Origin of the sequence: Pseudoxanthomonas sp. LjRoot143, assembly GCF_964252945.1 — a bacterium.
Lineage (GTDB): Bacteria > Pseudomonadota > Gammaproteobacteria > Xanthomonadales > Xanthomonadaceae > Pseudoxanthomonas_A.
The window spans coordinates 947,776-973,037 of the sequence record NZ_CAXUPM020000001.1 but is presented as its reverse complement, the minus strand read 5'-3'; the positions used below and the strand labels follow the sequence as shown (position 1 = coordinate 973,037).

Annotated in this window: 27 protein-coding genes; 13 read left to right on the top strand and 14 right to left on the bottom strand. The window is 69.1% G+C overall.

The window, feature by feature from the left end:
• Positions 1–13: 13 nt before the first annotated feature.
• Both trpA and trpB read right to left on the bottom strand, forming a co-directional pair.
• Positions 14–811 carry a tryptophan synthase subunit alpha gene (gene trpA, locus ACSQ1W_RS04580; protein WP_436041854.1) on the bottom strand — a complete coding sequence of 266 codons (798 nt, stop codon included), beginning with the start codon at positions 809–811 and terminating at the stop codon, positions 14–16.
• Complete coding sequence (trpB, locus tag ACSQ1W_RS04575) at positions 808–2,019, bottom strand: tryptophan synthase subunit beta (RefSeq protein WP_436041852.1); 1,212 nt, start codon at positions 2,017–2,019, stop codon at positions 808–810. The genes trpA and trpB overlap by 4 nt, the downstream gene beginning before the upstream one ends.
• A 97-nt stretch (positions 2,020–2,116) precedes the next feature.
• On the opposite strand from trpB, the gene ACSQ1W_RS04570 reads away from it, so the two are divergent.
• Positions 2,117–3,001 carry a LysR family transcriptional regulator gene (locus tag ACSQ1W_RS04570; RefSeq protein ID WP_436041851.1) on the top strand — a complete coding sequence of 295 codons (885 nt, stop codon included), beginning with the start codon at positions 2,117–2,119 and terminating at the stop codon, positions 2,999–3,001.
• A gap of 1 nt (position 3,002) precedes the next feature.
• On the opposite strand, the gene ACSQ1W_RS04565 is transcribed toward ACSQ1W_RS04570, so the two are convergent.
• The 7 genes from ACSQ1W_RS04565 to prmB form a co-directional block, all read right to left on the bottom strand.
• Complete coding sequence (locus ACSQ1W_RS04565) at positions 3,003–3,635, bottom strand: phosphoribosylanthranilate isomerase (protein WP_436041849.1); 633 nt, start codon at positions 3,633–3,635, stop codon at positions 3,003–3,005.
• A gap of 22 nt (positions 3,636–3,657) precedes the next feature.
• Positions 3,658–4,461: a tRNA pseudouridine(38-40) synthase TruA gene (gene truA, locus ACSQ1W_RS04560; protein WP_436041847.1), complete on the bottom strand. Its 804-nt coding sequence runs from the start codon at positions 4,459–4,461 to the stop codon at positions 3,658–3,660.
• A gap of 18 nt (positions 4,462–4,479) precedes the next feature.
• On the bottom strand, positions 4,480–6,240 hold the full coding sequence (locus tag ACSQ1W_RS04555) for a FimV/HubP family polar landmark protein (protein WP_436041845.1): 1,761 nt from the start codon (positions 6,238–6,240) through the stop codon (positions 4,480–4,482).
• Positions 6,241–6,278: 38 nt separating this feature from the next.
• On the bottom strand, positions 6,279–7,304 hold the full coding sequence (locus ACSQ1W_RS04550; RefSeq protein WP_436041843.1) for an aspartate-semialdehyde dehydrogenase: 1,026 nt from the start codon (positions 7,302–7,304) through the stop codon (positions 6,279–6,281).
• 75 nt (positions 7,305–7,379) lie between these two features.
• On the bottom strand, positions 7,380–8,417 hold the full coding sequence (locus ACSQ1W_RS04545; RefSeq protein ID WP_436041842.1) for a 2-hydroxyacid dehydrogenase: 1,038 nt from the start codon (positions 8,415–8,417) through the stop codon (positions 7,380–7,382).
• Positions 8,410–9,513, bottom strand: coding sequence for a chorismate synthase (gene aroC / locus ACSQ1W_RS04540; protein ID WP_436041840.1), 1,104 nt, complete (start codon positions 9,511–9,513; stop codon positions 8,410–8,412). Before aroC ends, ACSQ1W_RS04545 begins: the two co-directional genes overlap by 8 nt.
• 139 nt (positions 9,514–9,652) lie before the next feature.
• Positions 9,653–10,582, bottom strand: coding sequence for a 50S ribosomal protein L3 N(5)-glutamine methyltransferase (prmB, locus tag ACSQ1W_RS04535; protein ID WP_436041838.1), 930 nt, complete (start codon positions 10,580–10,582; stop codon positions 9,653–9,655).
• Positions 10,583–10,720: 138 nt separating this feature from the next.
• Between prmB and ACSQ1W_RS04530 the strand changes: the two genes are divergently transcribed.
• Together ACSQ1W_RS04530 and asd are read left to right on the top strand one after the other, a co-directional pair.
• Entirely contained in the window at positions 10,721–11,374 is a 654-nt protein-coding gene (locus tag ACSQ1W_RS04530) for an SCO family protein (protein WP_436041836.1), read from the top strand.
• Positions 11,371–12,213, top strand: a complete 843-nt coding sequence (gene asd, locus ACSQ1W_RS04525) for an archaetidylserine decarboxylase (RefSeq protein WP_436041834.1) — start codon at positions 11,371–11,373, stop codon at positions 12,211–12,213. Before ACSQ1W_RS04530 ends, asd begins: the two co-directional genes overlap by 4 nt.
• A gap of 46 nt (positions 12,214–12,259) precedes the next feature.
• On the opposite strand, the gene ACSQ1W_RS04520 is transcribed toward asd, so the two are convergent.
• The 3 genes from ACSQ1W_RS04520 to ACSQ1W_RS04510 all read right to left on the bottom strand — a co-directional run bounded on the left by ACSQ1W_RS04520 (position 12,260) and on the right by ACSQ1W_RS04510 (position 15,233).
• Positions 12,260–12,766 (bottom strand): hypothetical protein, encoded by a 507-nt coding sequence (locus ACSQ1W_RS04520; protein WP_436041833.1) that lies wholly within the window; start codon positions 12,764–12,766, stop codon positions 12,260–12,262.
• A gap of 206 nt (positions 12,767–12,972) precedes the next feature.
• Complete coding sequence (locus tag ACSQ1W_RS04515; RefSeq protein WP_436041831.1) at positions 12,973–13,644, bottom strand: lysoplasmalogenase; 672 nt, start codon at positions 13,642–13,644, stop codon at positions 12,973–12,975.
• Between the two features lie 8 nt (positions 13,645–13,652).
• Complete coding sequence (locus tag ACSQ1W_RS04510) at positions 13,653–15,233, bottom strand: transglycosylase SLT domain-containing protein (RefSeq protein ID WP_436041829.1); 1,581 nt, start codon at positions 15,231–15,233, stop codon at positions 13,653–13,655.
• A gap of 135 nt (positions 15,234–15,368) precedes the next feature.
• Between ACSQ1W_RS04510 and ACSQ1W_RS04505 the strand changes: the two genes are divergently transcribed.
• From ACSQ1W_RS04505 to greB, 3 genes are read left to right on the top strand one after another with little or no spacing between them, the layout of a single operon-like run.
• Positions 15,369–16,871, top strand: coding sequence for a helicase HerA-like domain-containing protein (locus ACSQ1W_RS04505; protein ID WP_436041827.1), 1,503 nt, complete (start codon positions 15,369–15,371; stop codon positions 16,869–16,871).
• Positions 16,872–16,888: 17 nt separating this feature from the next.
• The gene (locus ACSQ1W_RS04500) at positions 16,889–17,302 is read left to right on the top strand and encodes a copper resistance protein NlpE N-terminal domain-containing protein (RefSeq protein WP_436041825.1); all 414 of its coding nucleotides are present in this window, start codon (positions 16,889–16,891) and stop codon (positions 17,300–17,302) included.
• Between the two features lies 1 nt (position 17,303).
• Positions 17,304–17,807 (top strand): transcription elongation factor GreB, encoded by a 504-nt coding sequence (gene greB, locus ACSQ1W_RS04495; RefSeq protein ID WP_436041823.1) that lies wholly within the window; start codon positions 17,304–17,306, stop codon positions 17,805–17,807.
• A gap of 3 nt (positions 17,808–17,810) precedes the next feature.
• Here the strand turns inward: greB and ACSQ1W_RS04490 are convergent, their stop codons facing one another.
• Together ACSQ1W_RS04490 and rimO are read right to left on the bottom strand one after the other, a co-directional pair.
• On the bottom strand, positions 17,811–18,638 hold the full coding sequence (locus ACSQ1W_RS04490) for a DUF3025 domain-containing protein (protein ID WP_436041821.1): 828 nt from the start codon (positions 18,636–18,638) through the stop codon (positions 17,811–17,813).
• Positions 18,635–19,996 carry a 30S ribosomal protein S12 methylthiotransferase RimO gene (rimO, locus tag ACSQ1W_RS04485; protein WP_436041819.1) on the bottom strand — a complete coding sequence of 454 codons (1,362 nt, stop codon included), beginning with the start codon at positions 19,994–19,996 and terminating at the stop codon, positions 18,635–18,637. The genes ACSQ1W_RS04490 and rimO overlap by 4 nt, the downstream gene beginning before the upstream one ends.
• A 137-nt stretch (positions 19,997–20,133) precedes the next feature.
• Here rimO and ACSQ1W_RS04480 point away from each other — a divergent pair, with 137 nt between their 5' ends.
• From ACSQ1W_RS04480 to ACSQ1W_RS04450, 7 genes are read left to right on the top strand one after another with little or no spacing between them, the layout of a single operon-like run.
• Positions 20,134–20,796: a dienelactone hydrolase family protein gene (locus ACSQ1W_RS04480; RefSeq protein ID WP_436041817.1), complete on the top strand. Its 663-nt coding sequence runs from the start codon at positions 20,134–20,136 to the stop codon at positions 20,794–20,796.
• Entirely contained in the window at positions 20,793–21,200 is a 408-nt protein-coding gene (locus ACSQ1W_RS04475; protein ID WP_436041816.1) for an HIT domain-containing protein, read from the top strand. The genes ACSQ1W_RS04480 and ACSQ1W_RS04475 overlap by 4 nt, the downstream gene beginning before the upstream one ends.
• The gene (pxpB, locus tag ACSQ1W_RS04470) at positions 21,197–21,892 is read left to right on the top strand and encodes a 5-oxoprolinase subunit PxpB (RefSeq protein WP_436041814.1); all 696 of its coding nucleotides are present in this window, start codon (positions 21,197–21,199) and stop codon (positions 21,890–21,892) included. The genes ACSQ1W_RS04475 and pxpB overlap by 4 nt, the downstream gene beginning before the upstream one ends.
• On the top strand, positions 21,889–22,833 hold the full coding sequence (locus ACSQ1W_RS04465; RefSeq protein WP_436041812.1) for a biotin-dependent carboxyltransferase family protein: 945 nt from the start codon (positions 21,889–21,891) through the stop codon (positions 22,831–22,833). Before pxpB ends, ACSQ1W_RS04465 begins: the two co-directional genes overlap by 4 nt.
• 21 nt (positions 22,834–22,854) lie before the next feature.
• Positions 22,855–23,607 (top strand): 5-oxoprolinase subunit PxpA, encoded by a 753-nt coding sequence (locus ACSQ1W_RS04460; RefSeq protein WP_436041810.1) that lies wholly within the window; start codon positions 22,855–22,857, stop codon positions 23,605–23,607.
• Positions 23,604–24,305 (top strand): DUF969 domain-containing protein, encoded by a 702-nt coding sequence (locus ACSQ1W_RS04455; protein WP_436041808.1) that lies wholly within the window; start codon positions 23,604–23,606, stop codon positions 24,303–24,305. Before ACSQ1W_RS04460 ends, ACSQ1W_RS04455 begins: the two co-directional genes overlap by 4 nt.
• Positions 24,292–25,257 (top strand): 5-oxoproline transporter, DUF979 family subunit, encoded by a 966-nt coding sequence (locus tag ACSQ1W_RS04450; protein WP_436041806.1) that lies wholly within the window; start codon positions 24,292–24,294, stop codon positions 25,255–25,257. The genes ACSQ1W_RS04455 and ACSQ1W_RS04450 overlap by 14 nt, the downstream gene beginning before the upstream one ends.
• The last annotated feature ends 5 nt before the right edge of the window (positions 25,258–25,262 follow it).

Below are 25,262 nucleotides of genomic sequence, written 5' to 3'. Positions count from 1 at the left end.
ACCGTACGGAGGCTCAGCCGTCCAGCGCCGCCCGCAAGGGGGCCAGGAAGGCCGATGCTCGCGACGGGGCCTCACAGCCGGCGTCGGCCAGTGCCGCCACCAGCGCGCTGCCGACCACGACACCGTCGGCATCGGCCGCCATGGCACGGGCGCTGTCGGCGTCCTTGATGCCGAAGCCGGCCACCACCGGCGCACGCGAGCCTGCGCGCAGCTGCTTCAGCCGTTCGCTGGCCGCGGCCGTATCCAGCCGGTCCGAGGCGCCGGTCACCCCGGCGAAACTGACGTAGTACAGGTAGCCCTGCGCGGCGTCGCACAACATCCGCAGGCGCTCGGGCGAGGTGGTCGGCGAGGCCAGCGCGATCAGGGCCAGCCCTTCCCGGTCGAACACCGCGCGCGTCTCCTCGGCCTCTTCCGGCGGCAGGTCGACCAGCAGCACGCCGTCCACGCCGGCGGCAACCGCTTCACGGGCAAAACGCTCGGCGCCGTGGATCTCGACCGGGTTCAGGTAGCCCATCAGCACGATCGGCGTGCCGTCATCCTGCTGGCGGAAGACCTCGACCGCCTCCAGCACATAGCGCAGGCCGGCGCCGCGGGCCAGTGCGCGTTCGGAGCTGCGCTGGATCACCGGACCGTCCGCCATCGGGTCGGAGAACGGCACGCCCAGTTCGATGACGTCTGCACCGGCCGCGACCAGCGCGTGCATCACCGGCACCGTGGACTCCAGCGACGGATCGCCAGCGGTGATGAACGGCACCAGGGCCTTGCGGCCGGCGGCCTTCAGCTCGGAAAACTTCGCTTCGAAACGGCTCACAGGTTGATCCCCTCGCGCGCGGCGATCGTATGCACGTCCTTGTCGCCGCGGCCGGACAGGTTGCACAGCACCAGCTGGTCCTTGGGCAGTTCGCGTGCCAGCTTGATCGCCTGGGCAACGGCGTGGCTCGACTCCAGCGCAGGCAGGATGCCCTCGGTGCGGGTCAGGCGGTGGAACGCGGCCAGCGCTTCCTCGTCGGTGACGCCGACATACTCGGCGCGTCCGCTGTCCTTCAGGAAGGCGTGCTCCGGGCCGACACCCGGGTAATCCAGGCCGGCCGAGATCGAATGGGTTTCGATGATCTGCCCGTCGTCGTCGCAGATCACGTAGGTACGGTTGCCGTGCAGCACGCCGATGCGGCCCGCCGACAGCGAGGAGGCGTGGCGCCCGGTCTCGATGCCGTCGCCCGCGGCTTCGGCACCGACGATGCGCACGCCCGGGTCGTTGAGGAACGCATGGAACAGCCCGATGGCGTTGCTGCCGCCGCCGACGCAGGCGGTGATCGCATCCGGCAGGCGGCCGTAGTCGGCCAACATCTGCGCCCTCGCCTCGCGGCCGACGATGGCGTTGAAGTCGCGCACCATGCGCGGATACGGGTCGGGACCGGCGACCGTACCGATGATGTAGAAGGTGTCTTGCACGTTGGTCACCCAGTCGCGCATCGCTTCGTTCAGCGCGTCCTTCAGCGTGGCCGAACCGCTGGTCACCGGCACCACGGTCGCACCGAGCAGCTTCATCCGGTAGACGTTGATCTTCTGCCGCTCGATGTCGGTGGCGCCCATGTAGACCACGCATTCCAGGCCCAGCCGGGTGGCGACGGTAGCGCTGGCCACGCCATGCTGGCCGGCACCGGTCTCGGCGATGATCCGTTTCTTGCCCATCCGGCTGGCCAGCAGCGCCTGCCCGATGGTGTTGTTGATCTTGTGCGCGCCGGTGTGGTTCAGGTCCTCGCGCTTGAGCAGGATCTGCGCACCGCCGACTTCGCGGCTGAGCCGCTCGGCGTGGTAGATCGGGCTGGGCCGGCCGACGTAGTGCTTCAGGTCCTTGTCGAAGGCGGCGATGAAGGCCGGATCGACCCGTGCCGCGTCGTAGGCGGTCGACAGCTCCTGCAGCGGTCCGATCAGCGTCTCGGCGACGAAGCGGCCGCCATGCCGGCCAAAGTGGCCGCGGGCGTCGGGATAGGCGTGGTAGTCGGCAGGCGCGGTCATCGGAATGCGATCGGTGCGGAAGAGCTGTCACTCTAGCGCACAGGTCATGGCCGGAAAATCCATGAAATCTGACGTATTCGTGACTTAAACTCACGCCATGTCACGCTCCCTGCCCCCGCTCAATGCCCTGCGCGCCTTCGAGGCCGCGGCCCGTCTTGGCAGCGTCAGTCGGGCCGCCGGCGAACTGCACGTCACCCACGGCGCCGTCAGCCGGCATGTCCGCACGCTGGAAGAGGCGCTGGGTCGCCCGTTGTTCGTCCGCGACGGCCGCGGCCTGGCCCTGACGGCGGAGGGCATGCGCCTGCGTGATCTGGCTGGCGACGCCTTCTCCGGCCTGCAGACCGGCTGGGCCAGCCTGCAGCGGGACCGGCGGCCCTCCGCCTTTGTCCTCGGCTGCCCCGGCAGCCTGCTCGCACGCTGGGTGATCCCGCGGCTGGAGCGGCTGGCAATCGACCTGCCCACGCTGACGGTGCACCTGTCGGCCCAGGAAGGCGGTTTCGACGACGGCCTGAGCGGACTCGATGCCGCCTTGCTGGTCGGCGAAGCGCCCTGGCCGCCGGGCTGGGACGTGCATGCGTTGGCGCCCGAACGGATCGGCCCGGTCGTCAGCCCGCGCCATGCCGGCTTCACGAGGTTGGAGCGCGCCCCGGCCAGCGCGCTGGTCGACGAGGCCGTGCTGCATACCGTGTCCCGTCCGCAAGCCTGGCCACGGTGGTTCGAGACGCAGGGCGTGGACACAAGCCACCTGCGCCTGGGCGCGGGCTTCGATCACCTGACCTATCTATTGGAGGCCGCCGTCGCTGGCCTGGGCGTCGCCATCGCGCCGCAGGAACTGGTGCAGGCGGATATCGAAAGCGGTCGCCTGGTCGCGCCGTGGGGCTTCGTGGAAACGGGCGGCCAGTGGGCCCTGTGCGCCGCGCGCGGCAATCCCGATCCCCGCATCCCGGCGCTGGCCGACTGGCTGCGCGCCGCGCTCGCCTGACTCAGCCGCGGGCGTCTGCCTCGCGCACCGCTTCGACGAAGCGCCGCATCTTCTCGCCATCCTTCGTGCCGGGTGCCGTTTCGATGCCACTGGACACATCCACGCCGGTCGGGCGCGCGGTGCGCACGGCCAGCGCCACGTTCTCCGGCGTCAGCCCGCCCGCCAGCAGGAAAGGTTTATCGGTCGCACGCGGCATCTGCCGCCAGTCGAACCGCTGGCCGCTGCCGCCTTGTTCGCCCGCCGCATGGCCATCGAACAGGAAGCCACTGGCGCTCGGATAGTCCGCGAGACTGCTGAAGGCGCTGTCCTGCTGGCCGCCCATCGCGATCGCCTTCCAGAACGGGCGACCGAACGAACCGGCGACGCCATCGTCCTCGGCACCGTGGAACTGCAGCAGGTCCGGCTGCAACGATTCGACAAGGTGTTCGATGTCGGTGCGCGTGTTGTCCATCACCAGCGCGACGACCGCGATCTCCTCAGGCACCAGGTCGCGCAGCATGCGGGCCTGGCCGAGCAGCAGCCGGCGCGGGCTGTGCGGCGCGAAGACGAGGCCGATGTAGTCGACGCCCAGTTCCACCGCCACGCGGACATCCTCGGCGCGGGTCAGCCCGCAGAACTTGATGCGCGTATGCATGGCGGAAGGGTAACCCGCCGGCTCAACCGATGGCGGCAGGCAGGGTCACTTCCGCCGGCAGGTTCCATTCGGCCGGATACAGCGGGCTGACGAACACCAGACCGTCCGGCGGCGCGGTCGGCCCGGCCACGGTACGGTCGCGACCCGCGAGCAGGTCGGCGATCCATGCCTCCGGCTGTTCGCCACGCCCCACCACCAGCAGCGAGCCGACGATGTTGCGCACCATGTGGTGCAGGAAGGCGTTGGCCTGCACCTCGACGATGACCTTCTCGCCCTGCCGCGCGACCGAGATGGCATGCAGGTTGCGCATCGCATGCGGCGACTGGCAGTGCACCGTGCGGAACGCGCTGAAGTCGTTCTCGCCCAGCAGCCCCTGCGCGGCACGATGCATGGCGTCCGCATCGAGCGGCATCCTCTCCCAGCTCAGGTACTGCCGCTCCAGCGCGGGACGCGCCAGCCGGTTGACCAGCGTGTAGCGGTAACGACGCGCACGCGCGGAGAAACGTGCATGGAAGTCGTCGGCCACCGGCTGGCACCAGCGCACGCAGACCGCGGGCGGCAGGCGCGCGGTCGCACCCAGCAGCCAGCTGCGCGGCGTGCGTGCGACGTCGCTGTCGAAGTGCACCACCTGGCATTGCGCATGCACGCCGGCATCGGTGCGTCCCGCGCAGATCGTGTCGACCTGGGCATTGGCCACCGACGACAGCGCGACTTCCAACGCCGCTTGCACGGTGGTGGTGTCGTCCGGCGTGCCGGACTTGCTCAGTCGCTGCCAGCCGAGGAATCCGCCGCCGTCGTACTCGACGCCCAGCGCGTAACGCGTCACGACATCACTCCGCGTCCGTCATCCGATATCGCGCAGCAGCTGCAGCGCTTCGTCGCGCGCGATGGCGTCGTTGCCGGCCGCAACCTCGTTCAGCAGGTCGCGCGCGGTCGCCACATCGCCCAGATCGAGGTAGGCCACGGCCAGTTCCAGCCGATCGCGTCCCGCGGGTGCCTGCGGCGCCGGCTGCGGTGTCACCGCGGCGGCTGCGCCGCCTCCGGCATGCCACGTGGGACCCGGCGCCGGTGCCGGTTTCGGCGTGGGCTTCGGCGCCACCGCCGCGGGCGGCACGATGACCGCCGGCTCCAGCACGGGGCTCGGGGCGGGCGCGGGATCCTTCTCTACGGTTGCCGCCTGCGGCATCACCGCCGCGAGTTCGGCCGCCCGGCTGTCCGCCGGGGCCTTGCCGAACACCGGGTTGCGCGGCACCGGGGCCGGCGACAGGCGCTGGCGCCGCTGCGCGAATCCCCAAGCCAGCGCGCCGACGAACAGCAGGCCGAAACCCGCCCACGCCCACACCGGCACGCCACCGTCGCTGCCATTGCTCTGCGCCAGCCGCTGCTGTGCGGCGGCGAGATCGCTGTCCTTCATGGCCAGCAGCTTCTCCTGCTGCGCCTTCAGCTTCTCCAGGTCCGCGACCTGCGAGCGCAGTTCCTGCACTTCGGCTTCGCGCGCGGCCAGGTCTTCCTTCGACTGCTGCAACTGTTCGTTCGCCAACATCTCGCCCTCACCGCCGGCGCTGACGCCGGACTGCGTTCCAGAACCCGACGTGCTCGTCGCCGCGGGTGCGATTTCCAACCGTGCGTCCGCGACCGCCGGTGCGCGCGCCGGTGCCGCCGGCAGCGGGCGTGCCGCCGGCTCGACCACGGCCGCCGGCTGCGGGATCGGCGCGCGCGCGCTCCGCCATTCGGCGATCTGGCTGCGCACCAGGGCGGCGGCTTCGCTCTCGAGGATCGTCTGCGCCTCGGCCGCTTCCGGCACGCGCAGCACCGCGCCCTGCTTCAGCAGGTTGAGGTTGCCGTTGATGAAGGCTTCGGGATTGGCGCGCAGCAGCGCCACCATCGCCTGGTCCAGCGTGTAGCCCTGCGCGCGCGCCAGCGGCGCGGCGATCTGCGACAGCGCCTGTCCGCGTCGTACAGGCGCCAGCGTACCGCCCGGCACGACGGAAGGCGTTTGCGTCGCCGCCACGGCGGGCGTCGGGGCCGGCGCAGGACGCGCCGGGGGCGCTTCCTGCGGCGCCTGTGGCGCGGGCGCCGGTTCAGGCGACGCGGCGACGGCCGGCTCGACCGGGCGGCTGATGGTGTCGCTCGGCGCGGCCGTCGGCGCATCGATCACCGGCTGCCCGGCGGCCGCCAGCGTGCCCGGCGCACTGACCAGCGCCGAGTATTCGCGGACCAGCCGGCCCTGGCCCCAGTCCACTTCGATCAGGAAGTTCACTGCCGGCACGTCGACCGCCGTGCGGCTGGTGACGCGCACGACCGGCCGGCCGGCATCGTCCAGCGCGACCGCGAAATCCAGCTCGTTCACCAGGCCCTGCGGGCGCGGCAGGCCGACACGCTCGAACGTCACCGGCGACGCCAGCCGCGCGCGCAGTTGCTCGAGCTCGCCCGGCTCGCTGGAAATGATCGGAATCTCGGCCAGCAGCGGCTGGCCGGGTTGCGATTTGACCCTGATCTCCCCCAGGCCGAGCGCCAGGGCGACGTTGCTCAGCAACGCCAGCCCCAGCCCGAACATGCCGGCCAGGCGGAGTCTTGCCGTCCGAGGTCTGTGCTTCGGTTTCACGGCCCTTCCCCAAGTTTCCCGGCCACGACTATAGCCGCTCAGCCGTTTTTCGCCACCAGCTCCGCCACCTGCACCGCGTTCAGGGCGGCGCCCTTGCGGATGTTGTCGGACACGATCCACAGGTTCAGGCCGCGCGGATGCGAGATGTCCTCGCGGATGCGGCCGACATAGACCGGATCGGTACCGGAGGCGTGCGTCACCGGGGTCGGATAGCCACCCGGCGCGCGGTCGTCGACGACTTCCACGCCCGGCGCCGCTTCCAGCAGCGCACGCGCGTCGGCGGCGGTGACCTTATCGCGCGTCTCGATGGCGACGGCTTCGGAATGGCCGTAGAACACCGGCACGCGCACCGCGGTGGGGTTCACCTGGATGCTCTCGTCGCCGAGGATCTTGCGGGTTTCCCACACCAGCTTCATTTCTTCCTTGGTGAAGCCGTTGTCGAGGAAATCATCGATCTGCGGGATCAGGTTGAAGGCGATCTGCACCGGGAAGCGCTGCGGATCCGGATCCTGGAAGTTCAGCAGCGCGCCGGTCTGGCGACCGAGTTCCTCCAGCGCCGACCGGCCTGCGCCGGACACCGACTGGTAGGTCGCCACGTTGATGCGTTCGATGCCGTACTTGCGGTGCAGCGGCGCCAGCGCCACCAGCATCTGCATGGTCGAGCAGTTCGGGTTGGCGATGATGCCGCGTGGACGGTTCTGCACCTGCTCGGGATTCACCTCGCTGACGACCAGCGGGATATCGGCGTCGTAGCGGAAGGCCGAGGAGTTGTCGATGACGACGGCACCGGCCGCGGCGAACTTCGGTGCGAATTCCTTCGAGATGCTGCCGCCGGCGGAGAACAGCGCGATGTCGATGCCGGCCGGGTCGAAGGTGGCGAGATCCTGCACGGTGATCTTCTCGCCCTTGAATTCGACACTGTTGCCGGCGGAACGCTCGGAGGCCAGCGCGACGAGCTTGCCGACGGGGAATTCGCGCTCGGCGAGGATGGACAGCATGGTTTCGCCGACGGCGCCGGTGGCGCCCACGACAGCGACGTTGAAGCTACGGTTCTGGTTGCTCATGGAGGGGTTTCGCGGATAGAGGGTTGAAGACAGCGGACAGGAGAAGGCTGTGTTCGGGGAACCTGCGGGCGTGCCTCAGGCTCCCTGTCGTTTGGCGGTGATGGTTTTGATGGTGGCGGCGGCCAGCACGTCCGGGTTCACCGGCGTCGGCGGGTTGCCCGCATCCGGCCCTTCGCCCAGCGCGGCGATCAGGTTGTCCACCGCCAGCGACACCATCGCCCGGCGCGTGGCCAGGCTGGCGCTGGCGATATGCGGCGTCAGCACCACGTTGCGCAGCGCCAGCAGTTCCGGGCGCACGGCGGGTTCGCCTTCGTAGACGTCCAGGCCGGCCGCGGCGAGGCGACCGTTCGCCAGCGCATCGGCCAGCGCGATCTCATCGACGATGCCGCCGCGGGCGATATTCACCAGCGTGGCGGTCGGCTTCATCTTCGCCAGCGCGGCGGCATCGACCAGGTGATGCACCTGCGGCGAGTACGGCAGCACCAGCACCACGTGATCGGCCTGCGCGAACACCTCGTCGAAGCCGGCATAGCGCGCGCCGCACTCCTGCTCCACCGCGTCCGGCAACCGGCTGCGGTTGTGGTACAGCACGCGCATGTCGAACCCGCGCGCGCGGCGCGCGATGCCCTGCCCGATCCGGCCCATGCCGACGATGCCCAGCGTGCTGCCGTGCAGGTCCGCGCCCAGCAGCGTACTGAACGACCACTGCTGCCACTGGCCCTCGCGCAGCCAGCGCTCGGCTTCGGTCACACGACGGGCCGTGGCCATCAGCAGCGCGAAACCGAAATCGGCGGTCGTCTCGGTCAGCACGTCCGGTGTGTTGGTGGCGACGATGCCGGCCTGCGTCAGCGCGGCGACATCGAGGTTGTTGTAGCCCACGCCGACGTTGGCGATGGCGCGCAGCGATGCGGCTTCGGCGATCTCCTGCGCGCCGATGCGCTCGTTCAGCGTGATCAGCGCACCTGCGCTGTCGCGCAGTGCAGCAGCGATGGCTTGCGGCGAATGCTCGGTGACCTCGTCCGTCGAGCGTACGTCGAAATGCGCCGCCAGCCGTCCGACGATGTCGTCGAACAGCGGCTGCGACACCCAGACGCGCGGTTGCGGCTCAGCCATCGATACGGCCGGGAACATGCGGCGGCACGTCGCCGACATCGCCGCACTGCGCGCGGTGGCGCAGCGCCTGGTCCATCAGCACCAGCGCCATCATCGCCTCGGCGATCGGGGTCGCACGGATGCCGACGCAGGGATCGTGGCGGCCGGTGGTGATGACATCGACGGTGTTGCCGTCCACGTCCACCGTCGCGCCGGGCAGGCGCAGGCTGGAGGTCGGCTTCAGCACGATCGATGCGGTGACCTGCTGGCCGGTGGAAATGCCGCCGAGGATGCCGCCGGCATGGTTGGACAGGAAGCCGTCCGGCGCCATCAGGTCGCGATGCTCGGTGCCCTTCTGGGTGACCGCCGCGAAACCGTCGCCGATCTCCACGCCCTTCACCGCATTGATGCTCATCAGCGCGGCGGCGAGGTCGCCGTCGAGCTTGCCGTAGATCGGTTCGCCCCAGCCGGCGGGCACGCCGTCGGCGACGACATTGACGCGCGCGCCGATGGAATCGCCCGACTTGCGCAGCGCGTCCATGTAGGTTTCCAGCGCCGGCACCTGCGCGGCGTGCGGCCAGAAGAACGGGTTGTCTTCCACCGCGCTCCAGTCGAATCCTTCCGGCGTGATCGGACCCAGCTGCGACAGGTAGCCGCGCACGCTCACGCCATGGCGCTGCTGCAGCCACTTCTTGGCGATCACGCCGGCAGCCACGCGCATCGTGGTCTCGCGTGCGGAAGAACGTCCGCCGCCGCGCGGATCGCGGATGCCGTACTTCTGCCAGTAGGTGTAGTCGGCGTGACCGGGGCGGAACTGCCGCGCGATGTCGGCGTAATCCTTGCTGCGCTGGTCGGTGTTGCGGATCAGCAGCGCGATCGGCGTGCCGGTGGTGCGGCCTTCGTACACGCCGCTGAGGATCTCGACCTCGTCGGCCTCGCGGCGCGCGGACGTATGCCGCGACTTGCCGGTGGCGCGGCGCTCCAGGTCGTGACGGAACTCCTCGGGCGCGATCTCCAGCCCGGGCGGGCAGCCGTCGACCACGCAGCCGATGGCCGGCCCGTGCGATTCGCCGAACGTGGTGACCGTAAGGAGTTTTCCGAAACTGTTGCTGCTCAAGCGCCGCTCCGCGGGTGGAACTACCGGTGCCGGGTCTTGAAGCATCGCATACCGGCCGCCCTATTGTGCAGTGCGCCAACGCCGGCCGCGACGGTTGCAGTCGCAACCTCCGTCGACGTCGCGCACGACGCGTGCGGCCTTATTTTCGCGCGGCGGCGAGTGCGGTGATGTGCGCGTTGTGGCGGATCAGTTCGGCGCATTCGACCGCGAAGATGCCCATCTGCCCGACCTTGAACTCGATCCAGGCGAACTCGACGTCCGGCAGCAGCTTCACCAGCGCGCGCTCGGATTCGCCGACCTCGCAGATCAGCAGGCCGTCCTGGCTCAGGTGCAGCGGCGCGTCGCGCAGGATCTTCAGCACCAGGTCCAGGCCGTCGTCGCCCGCGCGCAGGCCGAGTTCGGGCTCGAAGGAATACTCCTTCGGCAGCGCATCGGTCTCGTCGTTGGTGACGTAGGGCGGATTGGTGACGATCAGGTCGTAGTGGCGGCCGGTCAGGCCGGCGAACAGGTCCGACTTGAGGAACTGCACGTTGTCGGCCAGCAGCCGCGCCTTGTTCTCGGCCGACAGCGCCAGCGCGTCGTCGCTGATGTCGACGCCGTCGACCTGCCAGTCCGGGTTGTAGTGGCCCATCGCGATGGCGATGCAGCCCGAGCCGGTGCACAGATCCAGCGCGCGATTGACCTCGCGCCCCCCCAGCCACGGCTCGAACCCGGCTTCGATCAGCTCGGCGATCGGCGAGCGTGGCACCAGCGCACGGGCGTCGCTCTTGAAGCTCAGGCCGGCGAACCAGGCCTCGCCGGTCAGGTAGGCGACCGGGATGCGCTCGTTGACGCGGCGCTCGAACAGCGCCAGTACCTGCGCCTTCTCGGCGGTCGTCACGCGCGCCTGGCCATAGGCCGGGCCGAGGTCCGGCGGCAGGTGCAGCGTGTGCAGTACCAGGTGCGAAGCCTCGTCCAGCGCGTTGTCGTAGCTGTGGCCGAAGGTCAGCCCGGCCCCGTTGAAGCGGCTGGCGCCGTAGCGGATCAGGTCGATGATGGTGTGCAGCTCGGCGGCGACGTCGGCGGTCATGGCAAGGCTTGTGAAGACGCCGGAACGGCGAGGGCCGCCGATTATAGGGGCTGCCCCGGTATCATGGCGGCCTTCCCGCCGCGCCCATGCGGCTCCGGCCCGCTCGCCGTGCCCTCCTTTTCGTGGGAATCCCACCGCATGTTCAACAAGAAGATCGGCCTCATCCTCGTCCTGGCGCTGGCCGCCGGCCTGGGCCTGCTGGCCGCGCAGAAGTTCTTCGGCCCGGTCACGCCCGCCACGCAGTGGCCGGCCACCCAGACCGTCACCCTGTTCCCGCAGGCGCGCCCGCTGCCGCCGTTCTCGCTGCGCCAATCCGATGGCACCCAGCTGGCCGACGGCGAACTGAAAGGCCACTGGACGCTGGTCTTCCTGGGCTTCACCTTCTGCCCCGACGTCTGCCCGACCACGCTGGCCGAACTGGCGCAGGCGCAGAACCAGTGGAAGGACCTGCCGGACTCCACCCGCCCGCGCGTGCTGTTCGTGTCGGTGGATCCGGAGCGCGACACGCCCACCCGCATCGGCGAGTACGCGCACGCCTTCCATCCCGACACGATGGCCGCCACGGCCGATGTCCCGACGCTGGAAAACTTCGCCAAGTCGCTGGGCTTCGTCTTCATGAAGGTGGAAGGCGACAGCTTCGAGCAGAACCCGAACGACTACAGCATGGACCACTCCTCGGCGATCGGCGTGCTCGATCCGCAGGGCCGGCTGGCCGGCCTGATCCGCCCGCCGTTCCAGCCGAAGGCGATCGCCGCCGACATGCGCGCGTTGACCGAGGCGTCGTCGAAATGAGCCTGCTGACCTCGCTGACCTACGTCCTGCCGCACCGCTTCCTGTCGTCGCTGGCGCGCCGGCTGGCGTATTCCACCTCGCCCGGCACCAAGCAGTGGCTGATCGACACGGTGACGAAGAAGTTCGACGTCGACCTGGGCGAAGCCGCCGAATCCGATCCGCAGGCGTATCCCAGCTTCAACGCGTTCTTCACCCGTGCGCTGAAGCCCGGCGCGCGCGTTGCCGATACCGATCCGCGCGCGCTGCTCATGCCGGCCGATGGCCATATCAGCCAGTGCGGCGCGATCGAGGACGGCCGCATCTTCCAGGCCAAGGGGCAGTCGTTCACCGCCGCCGAGCTGCTGGGCGATGCCGCGGACGCGGAGCCGTTCCGCAACGGCCTGTTCGCGACGGTCTACCTGTCGCCGCGCGACTACCACCGCGTGCACATGCCGTGGACCGGCACGCTGCGCGAGACCGTGCACGTGCCCGGCCGGCTCTTCAGCGTGGGCACCGCCGCGGTGGCCAACGTGCCGCGCCTGTTCGCGCGCAACGAGCGCCTGGTCTGCCACTTCGACACCGACTTCGGTCCGATGGTCTCGGTGATGGTCGGCGCGCTGCTGGTCTCCGGCGTGGAGACGGTGTGGAGCGGCGAGGAAATCCCCGCCTACGGCACCGCCATCACCCGCAAGGACTACCGCGGCAAGGGCATCACGCTGGAGCGGTTCGCGGAAATGGCGCGCTTCAATTACGGATCGACCGTGATCGTGCTGCTGCCGCCGGGCGTGGCGACGCTGTCGCCGGAGCTGAAGTCCGAATCGCCGGTGCGGCTGGGGCAAAAACTGGCAACACTGGGCTGATCTGCCCTGGCGAGTTGCAGCGCCACCGACGGACAGCCGGGCGGCGTCAGCGGGCGACGGCGTACTCGACGTCGTACAGGCGCACCGTGGCGAGCGCCTTCCCAGTGCACTGGAAACCCAACTCTACCTTGAGCTTGGCCTTGGCCGGCACCGTGAATTCGTCGACAACGTGCACGGTGCTGCAGGCATAGCCCTCGCTATCCAGGCCGGTGACATGGTTACCCTGCGACAGCTCGGTGACGCGCACCGGCGCATCGCCGTCGTTGGCGAAGCCCAGCGTCACCCGCGCAGGCTCGTCCTTGTCCGCCGCCAGCACCGCGCCGGTGAGCGCGGCCTTCAGTTCGTCGCCACTGCTGACGATCACCGCGCCGTCGATGCTGGTGCTGGCCTTGCGACCTTCCTCGACACCTTTGCTGGCGCCGGTGGCAGCGCCCTTGGCGAGTTCCACCGCTTTGGACACGGCGCCAGACGCTGCTTTCTCCGCATTGTCGCCGGAGCACGCAGCCAACAGGCACGCGATGGAGAAGAGGGCAATGGAGCGGATCGCCTGCATGGCATGACCTTCGTTCTAGGAAAGGCCGCGCAGTCTAGGTCACGCCATGACCCAGAGGATCGCTGACACGCTTAATGTTAGTTGTGTAACAAACACGTGCGAAGACCGGCTTGTGCGATTCGCATGCCTTCGCTGACTGCATCCTGCAGTTCTGCAGTTCTGCAGCTTGAGCTCCTGCGCCGGCAGCGCTTCGGACGATGCCTCCCTCAAGGTCGCCGTGCGCCGCTCCGCACGGAGCATGCAATGCACCACTGCGCGATCCAGTAGGTCGTCAGCACCCACACGTTCGCCATCGGGATCGGGGCACTGAAGCGATCCAGCGCCAGCAGCGCATCGGACGCCACGAAGAACGCCCCACCGACCGCGGCGACGCAGGTGGCCGCGGAGCGATGTTCCCGCCACACGCTGGCCGCCTGCGCCGCCATGCCGGCCAGGGCGATGACGTAGACGATCACCGGCACCTTCAGTTCGTCCGGCAGTCCGGGCCACAACGTTGCGAACACCAGCGACGCGACGATCGCGTACGCAGGCAGCGGCCAGCGCACGCGCCACCACCCACCTCGATTCCGCAATGCCACCAGGTAAGCGATGTGCGCCAGCAGGAAGCTGCCCAGGCCGAACACGAAGCCGTCGAACGGCAGCATCAGGAACACATCGCCCAGCGTGGACAGCAGCAGGCCGATCACGATCAGGCGCCGGTAGCCTGCCGGCCCGGCCGACGACAGCCGGAGCGCCATCGCCAGGATCAACAGCGTCGTCAGCGGCTTGAAGACGTAGTGCATACCGTGCAGGCCGGCGGCTTCCGCGCCGACGATCGCCAGCGCCGCACTGGGGACGATCGCGATAGTCCAGAGAGGTCGGCTGCCGTCCGTGGCCATGACTCGCCCTACTTCCTGCAGCTTTCCAGCTTCAGCTCCTGGCCCGGACGCACCGCGTACGCCGGTGCCTTCAGCCGGTTGGCCTGCGCCAGCTTCTTCAGGTCGCACTGGAAGCGCTGCGAAATGCGGCCAAGCGTGTCGCCCTTCGCCACACGGTAGTCGCGCGCCTGCTTCGCTTTCGGCTCGACGGGCTTCGGCTCGCCGGAGGCGACGGTGGTCGGCACGCCGGCGATCGGGGTCACGTCACCGACGGCGACATTGCCTGCCCGCGACGCGCGCCGGATCGCGGCGGCGGGATCGGCGCTCACCAAGGTGCGCGCCAGCTCCGCGCGCGGCCCGTTGACGCAGTAGCGCGTGTACAGACCCGCGATGCGCGCATTCGCCTTGAGCGTGGTGCCGGCGGGGATCCACGCCTCGGGCTGGTAGCGCGGGTTGAGGTTGCGCAGCGTACGCATGTACCCCTCGCGCGTGCCGCCATTGCCCAGGCAGATGGTCAGCTCGTAGATCGACGCATCGCGCGCAAGCTTCAGCGACGCCGGCTGCGCCGTGACCTTCGGGAACTCCAGCCCATACTGGCGCGGGTGCAGGAACAGCCACGCCGCCGCGATGACCATCGGTACGTAGTCGCGCGTCTCGCCGGGGAACTGGCTGTAGACCACATCGTCCCAGAAGCCCAGGCCGCTGTTCTCGCGGTACACGCGGGCCGCCCGGCCTTCGCCGCCGTTGTACGCCGCCAGCGCCAGTTCGATGTTGTTGTTGAGGCCACGCATGCGCTCGTTCATGTATTCCGCGCTGGCCTGCCCGGAGGCATACGGGTCATAACGCGTGTCGAACCCGCTCGCGTCGCGCCCCAGCCCGAAGCGGGCACCGGTGTGGAACATGAACTGCATCGGCCCCGCCGCGCCCGCGCGTGACGTGGAATGCACGCGGCCGTTGGACTCCTTCGCCATGATGCCGAACAGCAGCGCTTCCGGCAGCCCGCTGCGCTCCCACGCCGGATACAGCTCGGCGCGCATGTTCTGGTAGTTCTCGTAACTGTTGATCAGTGCCGGGCGCATGTCGGTGAGCCAGCGGCGGATGCCCGCCTGGATCGCCGGGTTGTACTCGACCATGCGATCGAACGCGTGCCGCTGGTCGTTCAGCAACGCCGCGGTGCGGGCCGTCTCGGGGATCGCAGCGCCACTGGGCACCGAATGGTCGGTACCATCGTCCAGTGCGTCGATGGCGTCGCCCTCGCCCTCATCGTCCTCACCCTGCGCATCGGCATTGCCCTTCAGCAAGCGCTTGTAGGTGGCCAGCAACGTGGCGACCTGGCAGCCGCGCTGCTGGGTACAGGCCGCCAGCACGTCCTCCATGTCCTCCAGCGCCGCATCGCTCTCGGTCGCTCCGCGCGGGTCGCTGTTGGCGACCAGCACCAAGCCGTCTCTGTAACGCTTCTCGGCAGCAGCCATCCGCTGTTCCAGCGCATCCGAAGCGGCGCGGTCTTTCGCGGAGACACGCTGGGCCAGCGACACCGGCGAGACCAGCAGGAGGGACAGGGCGGCCGCAACAGGCCACAGACGCAGACAGGCAGGAACCGCAAACGACATCAGGTGGGCATCCAGAGTGTGAGCCGGGAGGGTAGCCCCGCCCGCGCGACCGGGGCAAGGTCGCACGTCGCGGTCCTTTATCCCGGAGGCGGTTTCCAGCCGCTAGAATCGCGCCATCACCACGCGAGGTTGCACATGGATCCGATCCTGCTGGGCAAGGGCATCAGGGACGATATTCCGGTCACGCTGCAGCCGAAGTTCGGCAACCGCCACGGCCTGGTAGCCGGCGCCACCGGCACCGGCAAGACGGTCACGCTGATGACGCTGGCCGAAGGCTTCTCGCGCATGGGCGTGCCCGTGTTCATGGCCGACGTGAAGGGCGACGTGGCCGGCCTGGCCGCGGCCGGCGACGGCAGCGAGCGCGTCATGCAGCGGGCGAAGGACATCGGCATCGCCGACTACGCCCCCATCGCCAGCCCGGTGGTGTTCTGGGACCTGTACGGCAAGCTGGGCCACCCGGTCCGCACCACCGTCAGCGAGATGGGCCCCACCCTGCTCTCGCGCATCCTCGAATTGAACGATACCCAGAGCGGCGTGCTGGACATCGTGTTCAAGCTCGCCGACGACCGCGGCCTGCTGCTGCTCGACCTGGAAGACCTGCGGGCCCTGCTGGGCCTGGTCGCCGCCGAGCGCAAGGACATCTCCACCAGCTATGGCCTGGTCAGCACGCAGTCGGTGGGCGCCATCCAGCGCGCGCTGTTGCGCCTGGAACAGGAAGGCGGCGAGATGTTCTTCGGCGAGCCTGCGCTGGAGCTGGCCGACCTGATGCGCACGAACACCGACGGACGCGGCGTGATCGGCATCCTCGCGGCCGACCAGTTGATCCTGAAGCCGCGCCTCTATTCCAGCTTCCTGCTGTGGCTGCTGTCGGAGCTGTTCGAAACGCTGCCGGAAGTGGGCGACCTGGACAAGCCGAAACTGGTGTTCGTGTTCGACGAGGCGCACCTGCTGTTCGATGACGCGCCGCCTGCCCTGCAGCAGCGCATCGAGCAGGTCGTGCGACTGATCCGCTCCAAGGGCGTGGGCGTGTACTTCTGCTCGCAATTCCCCGACGACGTGCCCGACAACATCCTGGGCCAGCTGGGCAACCGCGTGCAACACGCGCTGCGTGCCTTCACCCCGCGCGACCAGAAGGCGGTCAAGACCGCGGCACAGACGTTCGTGCCGAATCCGAAGCTGGACGTGGCGCAGGCTATTTCCACCCTGGGCACCGGCGAAGCGCTGGTGTCCACGCTGCAGGACAAGGGCATCCCGTCGCCGGTGCAGCAGACGCTGGTGTCGCCGCCACGCTGCCGCATGGGCGCGATCACCGAGGCCGAGCGCCAGCAGGCGCGCAACGGCAGTCCGGTCGGCGGCAAGTACGACACCGCGGTGAACCGCGAATCGGCGGCCGAGATGCTGGCCAAGCGTGCGGAAACCGCCGTGCAGGCCGCCAACGCGCCGGCGGTGAAAACAGAGAAGGACGATCCCGATGCCGGCGGCTTCGGGCAGGCCGTCAAGGACGCGGTGTTCGGCACCAAGCGTCGCCAGGGCATGATCGAGACGATGGCCAAGCAGACCACGCGCACCGTGGGCACCAAGCTGGGCAACCAGATCGTACGCGGCATCCTGGGCAGCATCTTCGGCGGCAAGCGTTGAGTTTGCGCATCCACCTCATGCGACCTGTGCTGCTGCTCACGGCAGCACTGATGGCACCCGGCACCGTCGTCGCAGGAAAGCTCGATGCAGATGGCGACAGGAAGGCAGTGGCAGGCCGCTACTTCGGCACCCTGCCCTCCGGCGCCTGTTCCTCACTCGATGTGCTGCTCACGCTGGACGTCGACGGGCGTTATGTCCTGCAGTCCTACTGCCAGGATGATCTGGCATCGTCAACGACGCACGGCACATGGGCCGTGACGTGGAACGGCACCTGCGTCGACCTCGCTCCCGCCGACGACGCGCAGCCGCGACGCGAGTTCGCCCTCCACGACGACGACCTGCTGGTACTGACCGCAGGAAGCTGCGTCGAGTCGGTCGAGGACCCGCGCGGACGCATGTTGCGACGCGCGGACACCGCCGGGGCGCACTGACGTGTCACGCTGGCGCCCCCCGGGCGAGAAAAGCACCGCCCTGATCACCCGCGAAGGCCACGACCGGCTCAAGGCGGAGCTGGACGATCTGTGGCGCGTCCGCCGTCCCGAGGTGGTGAAAGCCCTGGCCGCGGCGGCAGCCGAAGGCGACCGCTCGGAGAACGCGGAGTACACGTACCGCAAGAAGCAGCTCGGCGAGATCGACCGCCGCGTGCGCTACCTCAGCAAGCGGCTGGAGGTACTGCGTGTGGTCGACACCGCGCCCAGCGATCCGGATGCCGTCTTCTTCGGCGCAACCGTCGAGCTGGAGAACCTCGCCAGCGGCGAGATGTCGCGCTACCGCATCGTCGGGCCAGACGAGACCGACGCCACGCGCGGCTGGATCAGCATCGATTCGCCGCTGGCGCGTGCGCTGTTGAAGAAGCGCATCGACGACGAGTTTTCCGTGGAGCTTCCCGGCGGCATCACCGGTTTCATGCTGGTGGATGTCAGCTACGCGAGCTGATCCTCAGAGCGGTTGCGGGTAAACGCGACCATCACGCAGCGGCCGGAAGTAGTCCGTCTGCCTATAGAAGGCCACATCCTGCCCTGCATGCCACCCCGGGATGCCGGCCAGTGGCAGCGGACGCAACTCGGCCGACGCGGCAAGGCAAGTATCTGCCGAAATCGATTCGGCAACGCGCGCGACCGCATCGACCGCATCGCCGACTACCACCAGACACTTGCCAATCAGCAGGCGCCCCGGCACCAGCCCCTGTTCCATCAATGCATGCCCCACCACGGCGACGACGGTAATGTCGCCCTTGCGCCAGCAGTCGGCCTCCGTATGGAACAGCGCCGTCCAGTCGTGCCGGTCCCATAACTCCAGCAACCGTGTGTCACGCACCTGCACGATGACCCCGCTTTCATCGAACTGGGTCAGCGCCTGCTGTGCCGGACTGCGTTCGCGGGTGCCGATACGGTCGATATGCCGGCACTGCTGCCGGTTGAGGGCGTGCTTGATGCCCGGATGACGCATCCAGACCAGTGCGTTGCACAGGTCGTGCCAGTTCTCCGCCCGCGTGGCGATGCGCCCCTGCGCGATGCGGGCTTCGTAATGCAACCCATCGGCGAGCAGGTCCGCGTCCTGCGTCACGAAGCGAGGTGCCGACGCCGGCAGCCGCGCGTTGAGGGTATCGATATCCGGCCAGCGTGCGGCCGTGAGCAGGTCGAGATACGCGCCGTAGCCGGCGAACACCGGATGCCGGAAGCACGCGGCATCCACCTGATCGCGCAAGGGCGCGATGAAACGACGCCGGCGTTGGCCGGCCAGGGCTTCGGCCGCTGTCGCGGTCACAGCACCTTGAGATCGAGCGGCGCACCCGCCGTTTCGACGATGGCATCACCGAACAGGTCGTGCTCGTCGCTCTCGGTGATCTCGACATCGACGAACTGGCCGACGCGCAGCCCCAGCTCGCCACCGTTCTGGATGTGCACCAGGCCGTCGATTTCCGGCGCATCCGACTTGGAGCGCGCGACCGCGATGTCGTCTTCGATCAGGTCGACCAGGCATTGCTGCACCGTGCCGATCTTCGCCTCCAGGCGCGCGGCGGAAATCTCGGCCTGCTTCTCCATGAAGCGCGCCAGGCGCTCCTGCTTGACCTCTTCCGGCACCGGGTTGGGCAGCAGGTTGGCGGCCGCGCCTTCGACCGGCGAATAGGCGAACGCACCAACGCGGTCCAGCTGTGCTTCGTCGAGGAACTGCAGCAGCTCCTCGAACTCCTGATCCGTCTCGCCGGGGAAACCGACGATGAAGGTCGAGCGCAGGGTGATGTCCGGGCAGATGGACCGCCAGCGCTTCACCCGCTCCAGTGTCTTGTCGACGGCGCCGGGGCGCTTCATCAGCTTGAGGATGCGCGGGCTGGCGTGCTGGAACGGGATGTCCAGATAGGGCAGCACCCTGTTCTCCGCCATCAACGGGACGATGTCGTCCACGTGCGGATACGGATAGACGTAATGCAGTCGCACCCAGGCATCGAGTTCGCCCAGGCCTTCGCACAGCGCCTTCATCCGCGTCTGGTAGGCCTTGCCGCGCCACTCGCGCTCGGCGTACTTCACGTCCACGCCGTATGCGGAGGTGTCCTGCGAGACGACAAGCAGTTCCTTCACGCCGCCGCGCACCAGCCGCTCGGCTTCGCGCAGCACGTCGTCGACCGGGCGCGACACCAGGTCGCCGCGCATCGACGGGATGATGCAGAAGCTGCAACGGTGATTGCAGCCTTCGGAAATCTTCAGGTAGGCGTAGTGGCGCGGCGTCAGCTTGATGCCGTAGTCCGGAACCAGGTCGACGAACGGATCGTGCTTCGGCGGCAGCGCTTCGTGCAGCGCCTCCATCACGCTCTGGTAGTCCTGCGGGCCGCTGATGGCCAGCACGTCGGGATACTGCTCGCGGATCTGTTCCGGACGCTTGCCCAGGCAGCCGGTGACGATGACCTTGCCGTTCGCGTTCATCGCCTCGCCGATGGCGTCCAGCGACTCGGCCACTGCGGAATCGATGAAGCCGCAGGTGTTCACCACCACCACGTCCGCCGCATCGTAGGTCGGCACGATGTCGTATCCCTCCACGCGGAGCTGGGTGAGGATGCGCTCGGAATCGACCAGGGCCTTCGGGCAGCCGAGGCTGACGAAGCCGACTTTGGGGTTCTGCAGGGACATGGAGACAGTACGGCGGCGGCGTGTACGGGGCGCGGATTATAGCCTCCCGGCTCCGCCCCGCCTGGAGGGCGCGTTCAGGCGGGCGGACAGGCGCACGCTGCCTTGGGCCGCTCCCCGTACCGGCATACACTGCCCGCATGGGCCACTGGACCACCCTCGACACCCCGCACGGCCGCATCGCCGCCTGGCAGGCCGATCCGGCCGGCGTACCGCGCGGCGCGCTCGTCGTGGTGCAGGAGATCTTCGGCGTGAACGCGCACATCCGCAGCGTCGCCGAAGGCTTCGCGCTCGAGGGGTATGCGGTGCTGGCACCGGCTTACTTCGACGTCGTCGAACCTGGCGTAGAGCTCGGCTATGACGCGGACGGCGTCGAACGGGGACGTGCGCTCAGGACCGCCGTCGGCCTGGACCGCGCCAACGACATCACGCGCGCCGCCGCCGACGCGCTGGCGGCCTCGCATCACCGCGTCGGCACCGTCGGCTATTGCTGGGGCGGCACCGTCGCCCTGCTGGCGGCGCTACGCCTGGGCCTGCCCTCGGCCAGCTATTACGGTGCACGCAACCTGCCCTTCCTGGACGAGCCGCCGCGCGCGCCGGTGATGTTCCATTTTGGCGACCAGGACGACTCGATCCCGCCCGACATGGTGCAGGCGCATCGCGACAAACTGCCGCAGATGGAGGTCTTCACCTACCCCGCCGGCCACGGTTTCAACTGCGATCTGCGCGCGGATTACGAACCATCCAGCGCACGGTTGGCACGCGAACGCACGCTCGACTTCTTCGCCCGGAACCTCGCATGACCGATTTCACGCTCGACCCGCGACTGGCCGCCGACAGTGTCTTCATCGCGGATGGTCCTCTGTCCCAGGTGCGCCTGATCGACGACACGCGCTTCCCGTGGCTGGTGCTGGTGCCCCGTGTCAACGGCGCCAGCGAATGGCTGGAGCTGGATGGCGGCCAGCAGCGCCTGCTGCTCGCCGAGATCAACCAGGCGGGCCAACTGATCCGTGCGCAACCCGGCGTGCAGAAACTCAACATCGGCGCGCTCGGCAACATCGTGCGCCAGCTTCATATCCATCTGGTCGGACGCCATGGCGGCGATGCGGCGTGGCCGGGGCCCGTGTGGGGTAATGGCCACATGATCCGGCACGCGCCCGCCGCGCTGGCCGAAGAAGTCGAACGCTGGCGCCAGCGACTGGCATGAGTGCGCTGCGCATCGAGCGCCTGGGCGACGACGCCCTGCTGGTACGGCTTGGCGACACCATCGATGCATCGGTCAATGCGCGCGTCCACGCGCTGGCCGCGCGCGTCCGCGAGGCATCGCCATCGTGGCTGCGCGACCTGGTGCCGGCTTACGCCAGTCTTGCCGTGTTCTTCGATGCCGAACGCACGGCGACCGGCGATCCACATGCCTTCGTGGGCGAATTCGTCGCGCAGCTGCAGGATGACGACCGCGCACCGGCCGGCCACGCCACGCTGCACGAGATCCCGGTGTGCTACGGCGGTGCGCATGGCGAAGACCTGGTCGCCGCGGCACGCGAGCTCGGTCTCGATGCAGCGGCGCTGATCGCGCGCCACAGTGCACCGCTCTATACCGTGGCGATGATCGGATTCGCCCCCGGCTTTCCCTACCTGCTCGGCCTGGACCCCGCGCTGGCACTGGCCCGCCTGGCCACGCCGCGTACCCACGTACCGGCGGGCTCGGTGGCGATCGGCGGTGCGCAGGCCGGCATCTATCCGCGCCAGAGCCCCGGTGGCTGGCGCTTGCTGGGGCGCACGCCGCGTGTGTTGTTCGACACCGCGCGCGGGCAGCCTGCGTTGCTGCAGCCCGGCGATCACGTGCGGTTCCTGCCGATCGATGCCGCCACGTTCGATCGCCTTGGAGCCTCGGCATGACCGCATGGCAGGTGCTGTCTCCGGGCGTGCAGACCACCGTGCAGGACCAGGGCCGCCATGGCTGGCGCCATCTGGGAGTGGCGCGCGCGGGCGCCATGGATCCCGCCGCGCTGGCGATGGCGAACCGCCTGGTCGGCAACGACGAACAGGCCGCCGGGCTGGAGATCGCCGTGCGTGGACCGCGCATCCGATTGCCGCGCGCCTGCCGCATCGCACTCGCCGGTGCCGAGATCCAGGCCACATGGAACGGTGAACCGTTGCCGATGGGCCGCCCGCTGGACCTGCCTGCGGGCGATCTGTCGCTCGGACCGCTGCGCGACGGCCTGCGCGCATGGGTGGCGGTCGCGGGCGGCCTCGATGCACCCGTCGTACTCGACAGCCGCAGCACCGACCTGCGCGGCGGCTTCGGTGGGCACGACGGACGTGCCCTGGTGGCCGGCGATCTTCTTTCCATCGGCGACGCCGCACCCGTCAAGTCGTCGCGGGGGCCTGTATTTCCCGCGTGGTGGATCGATGTGGATGATCCCTGGACAGTGGACCGGCATGTACTCCGCTATCTGCCCTCCCCCCATCCGGCCGCGCGGGAACTCGCAGGCACCGTCTGGCATGCACATGCCAACAGCAACCGGCAGGGCGTGCGCCTCGAGGGTGCCGGGCTTCCCGGCGGCGGCGGCGACGGCCTCTCCGAACCGGTCGCCGTCGGTACGCTGCAACTGCCGCCCGACGGGCAGCCGATCCTGCTATTGGCCGATGCGCAGACCGTGGGCGGCTATCCGCGGCTGGGCCATGTCATTGCCTGCGATCTCGGGCGGGCGGCGCAGCTTCGGCCTGGCGAGCCGGTGCACTTCGAGCCGGTAACGCCAGCGCAGGCGCGTGCGCTGGCCCATGAGCATGCGCATCGGCTGGCACGGTTGCGCCTGGCGATCGCCCAACGCGTATGAGGCTGCGGTAGGCTCGCCATCATGCGTACCATCGACTTCAACTGCGACCTGGGCGAGGACTGCGGCGACGATGCCGCGATCGCGCCCTACATCAGTTCGGCCAGCATCGCCTGCGGTTTCCACGCCGGGTCACCGGACACCATGCGGCGCACCGTCGCGTTGTGTCTCGCGCACGGCGTCGCCATCGGTGCACACCCCTCGCATGCGGACCGCGAGCATTTCGGCCGCGTTGCGCATGCCCTTTCTTCCGAAGAGGCGTATGCGCTGACGCTGTACCAGGTCGCCGCGCTGGACGGGTTGGTCAGGGCCGCGGGCGGGCGCCTCCACCACGTCAAACCACACGGCGCGCTGTACAACCAGGCGGCGCGCGACGCCGGCCTCGCCGATGCCATCGCGCGCGCCGTGCGCGACCACGATGCGGGCCTGGTGCTGTACGGCTTGTCGGGCAGCGCGTTGACGACCGCCGGGGAACGGCTCGGCCTGCAGGTGGCGCACGAAGCCTTCGCCGAGCGTCGCTACGAAGCCGATGCCACGCTGACGCCGCGTTCGCAGGCGGATGCCAGTATCGAGGACCTGCCCACCGCCGCCGCGCAGGTCGCGCAGATGCTGGACGCGGGCATCGTGGTCGCGCGCACGGGTGAATCGGTACCGCTGCGCGCGGACAGCATCTGCCTGCATGGCGACCGGGCCGACGCCGCCGCATTCGCGAGGGGACTGCGGCAGGCCATCGAGTCCAGCGGATTCGCCATCCGCACCATGGAGCGTCTCGCATGAGCTACTGGCCCCTGCTGGGCATCGTGGTGGTGGTGGCGGGTTTCGTCCTGCGCTTCAATCCGGTCATCGTGGTGGTCTGCGCCGGTCTGGTCAGCGGCCTTGCGGCCGGCAAGTCGATTCCCGACCTGCTCGCGCTGCTGGGCGAGAGCTTCGTGTCCAACCGCGCCCTGCTGATGTTCGCGCTGACGCTGCCGACCATCGGCCTGCTGGAGCGTGCCGGTCTGCGCGAGCACGCGCTGCGCTGGATCGCGCGGCTGCACGGGCTGACGCTGTCGCGCCTGCTGGCGGGTTACCTGCTGGTGCGGCAAGGACTGAGCATGGTGGGCCTGATCGATATCGCCGGTCATGCGCAGACCGTGCGGCCGCTCCTGGCGCCGATGGCCGAGTCCGCCGCCGGCAAGACACGTGCCCCGCTGTCGCGGGAGGAAACGCAGCGCGTGCATGCGATGTCGGCCGCGACCGACAACATCGGACGTTTCTTCGGCGAAGACGTGTTCCTCGCCTTCGGCGCGGTGCTGCTGATCCAGGGCTTCTATGCCCAGCACGGCATCCACCTGGAGCCGCTGCAGATCGCATTGTGGGCACTGCCGACCGCGATCGCGGCCTTCATCATCCATGCGGTTCGCATCGTGCTGCTCCAGCGCCGGCTGGACCGCGCAGCCCCCGGAACCGGGGAGAAGGCCGATGCTGACGATTGAGCACTTCTACCTGCTGCTCGCCGCCTTTCTGGCCTACGCGGGCTGGAAGAACCTGCGCCAGCGGCGCTACGCGCACGCGGCGTTCTGGGGCCTGATCGCACTGCTGTTCGCAGGCGGCGATGTCGTCCTGCGGGCAAGCAAGGCTGGCGATGCGCTGCCGTCGCAGATCGCCGGTGCCGCCGTGCTGGTCCTCGCCCTGCTGGCGACCCGCATGCGTCGCGAACCGTTGGAGGAAGCCACGGAATCGGAACGACTGGCGTCCGCATTGCGGCTCGGCCACCGGCTTTTCCTTCCGGCCCTGCTGATCCCGATATTGACGATCGCCGTCGTCCTGGCGGGCCCGCACCTGAAAGTGGGCGGCACGATGGTGTTCGGCCAGACCGGACTGACGCTGACCGGCCTCGCGCTGGCCTGCGTGGTATCCGCGATGGCGGCGGTGGCCGTGACCCGGCAACCCGCACTGCGCGCGCCCGACGAAGGCAGGCGGCTGTTGGACACGATGGGCTGGGCGGCGCTGCTGCCGCTGGTGCTGGCGACGCTGGGCGGCGTGTTCGCGGCCAGCGGCGTGGGCGAATCCGTTGCATCGCTGGTGTCCATGGTGATTCCCGCCGACAACCGCATGGCCTGCCTGCTGGCGTTCGCGGCGGGCATGGTGGTGTTCACCGTCATCATGGGCAACGCGTTCGCCGCCTTCCCGGTGATGATGGCCGGCATCGGCCTGCCGCTGCTGGTGCAGCGCCACGGCGCCGATCCGGCCAGCCTCGGCGCCATCGGCATGCTGACCGGCTACTGCGGCACGCTGCTCACGCCGATGGCAGCGAACTTCAACATCGTGCCCGCGGTACTGCTGGAGCTGGACGACCAGTACGGCGTGATCCGCGCGCAGGCCGCGACCGGCCTGTGGTTGATGGGTACGAACGTGCTGTTGATGGCATGGCTGTGCTTCCGTTGACGCTT

Bases quoted from the DNA above. Each gene is read 5' to 3' on its own strand.
- trpB (WP_436041852.1), bottom strand. From the start codon at position 2,019: ATGACCGCGCCTGCCGACTACCACGCCTATCCCGACGCCCGCGGCCAC.
- ACSQ1W_RS04570 (WP_436041851.1), top strand. From the start codon at position 2,117: ATGTCACGCTCCCTGCCCCCGCTCAATGCCCTGCGCGCCTTCGAGGCC.
- ACSQ1W_RS04565 (WP_436041849.1), bottom strand. From the start codon at position 3,635: ATGCATACGCGCATCAAGTTCTGCGGGCTGACCCGCGCCGAGGATGTC.
- ACSQ1W_RS04550 (WP_436041843.1), bottom strand. From the start codon at position 7,304: ATGAGCAACCAGAACCGTAGCTTCAACGTCGCTGTCGTGGGCGCCACC.
- ACSQ1W_RS04545 (WP_436041842.1), bottom strand. From the start codon at position 8,417: ATGGCTGAGCCGCAACCGCGCGTCTGGGTGTCGCAGCCGCTGTTCGAC.
- prmB (WP_436041838.1), bottom strand. From the start codon at position 10,582: ATGACCGCCGACGTCGCCGCCGAGCTGCACACCATCATCGACCTGATC.
- ACSQ1W_RS04530 (WP_436041836.1), top strand. From the start codon at position 10,721: ATGTTCAACAAGAAGATCGGCCTCATCCTCGTCCTGGCGCTGGCCGCC.
- asd (WP_436041834.1), top strand. From the start codon at position 11,371: ATGAGCCTGCTGACCTCGCTGACCTACGTCCTGCCGCACCGCTTCCTG.
- ACSQ1W_RS04520 (WP_436041833.1), bottom strand. From the start codon at position 12,766: ATGCAGGCGATCCGCTCCATTGCCCTCTTCTCCATCGCGTGCCTGTTG.
- ACSQ1W_RS04515 (WP_436041831.1), bottom strand. From the start codon at position 13,644: ATGGCCACGGACGGCAGCCGACCTCTCTGGACTATCGCGATCGTCCCC.
- ACSQ1W_RS04510 (WP_436041829.1), bottom strand. From the start codon at position 15,233: ATGTCGTTTGCGGTTCCTGCCTGTCTGCGTCTGTGGCCTGTTGCGGCC.
- ACSQ1W_RS04505 (WP_436041827.1), top strand. From the start codon at position 15,369: ATGGATCCGATCCTGCTGGGCAAGGGCATCAGGGACGATATTCCGGTC.
- ACSQ1W_RS04500 (WP_436041825.1), top strand. From the start codon at position 16,889: ATGCGACCTGTGCTGCTGCTCACGGCAGCACTGATGGCACCCGGCACC.
- rimO (WP_436041819.1), bottom strand. From the start codon at position 19,996: ATGTCCCTGCAGAACCCCAAAGTCGGCTTCGTCAGCCTCGGCTGCCCG.
- ACSQ1W_RS04480 (WP_436041817.1), top strand. From the start codon at position 20,134: ATGGGCCACTGGACCACCCTCGACACCCCGCACGGCCGCATCGCCGCC.
- ACSQ1W_RS04475 (WP_436041816.1), top strand. From the start codon at position 20,793: ATGACCGATTTCACGCTCGACCCGCGACTGGCCGCCGACAGTGTCTTC.
- pxpB (WP_436041814.1), top strand. From the start codon at position 21,197: ATGAGTGCGCTGCGCATCGAGCGCCTGGGCGACGACGCCCTGCTGGTA.
- ACSQ1W_RS04465 (WP_436041812.1), top strand. From the start codon at position 21,889: ATGACCGCATGGCAGGTGCTGTCTCCGGGCGTGCAGACCACCGTGCAG.
- ACSQ1W_RS04460 (WP_436041810.1), top strand. From the start codon at position 22,855: ATGCGTACCATCGACTTCAACTGCGACCTGGGCGAGGACTGCGGCGAC.
- ACSQ1W_RS04455 (WP_436041808.1), top strand. From the start codon at position 23,604: ATGAGCTACTGGCCCCTGCTGGGCATCGTGGTGGTGGTGGCGGGTTTC.
- ACSQ1W_RS04450 (WP_436041806.1), top strand. From the start codon at position 24,292: ATGCTGACGATTGAGCACTTCTACCTGCTGCTCGCCGCCTTTCTGGCC.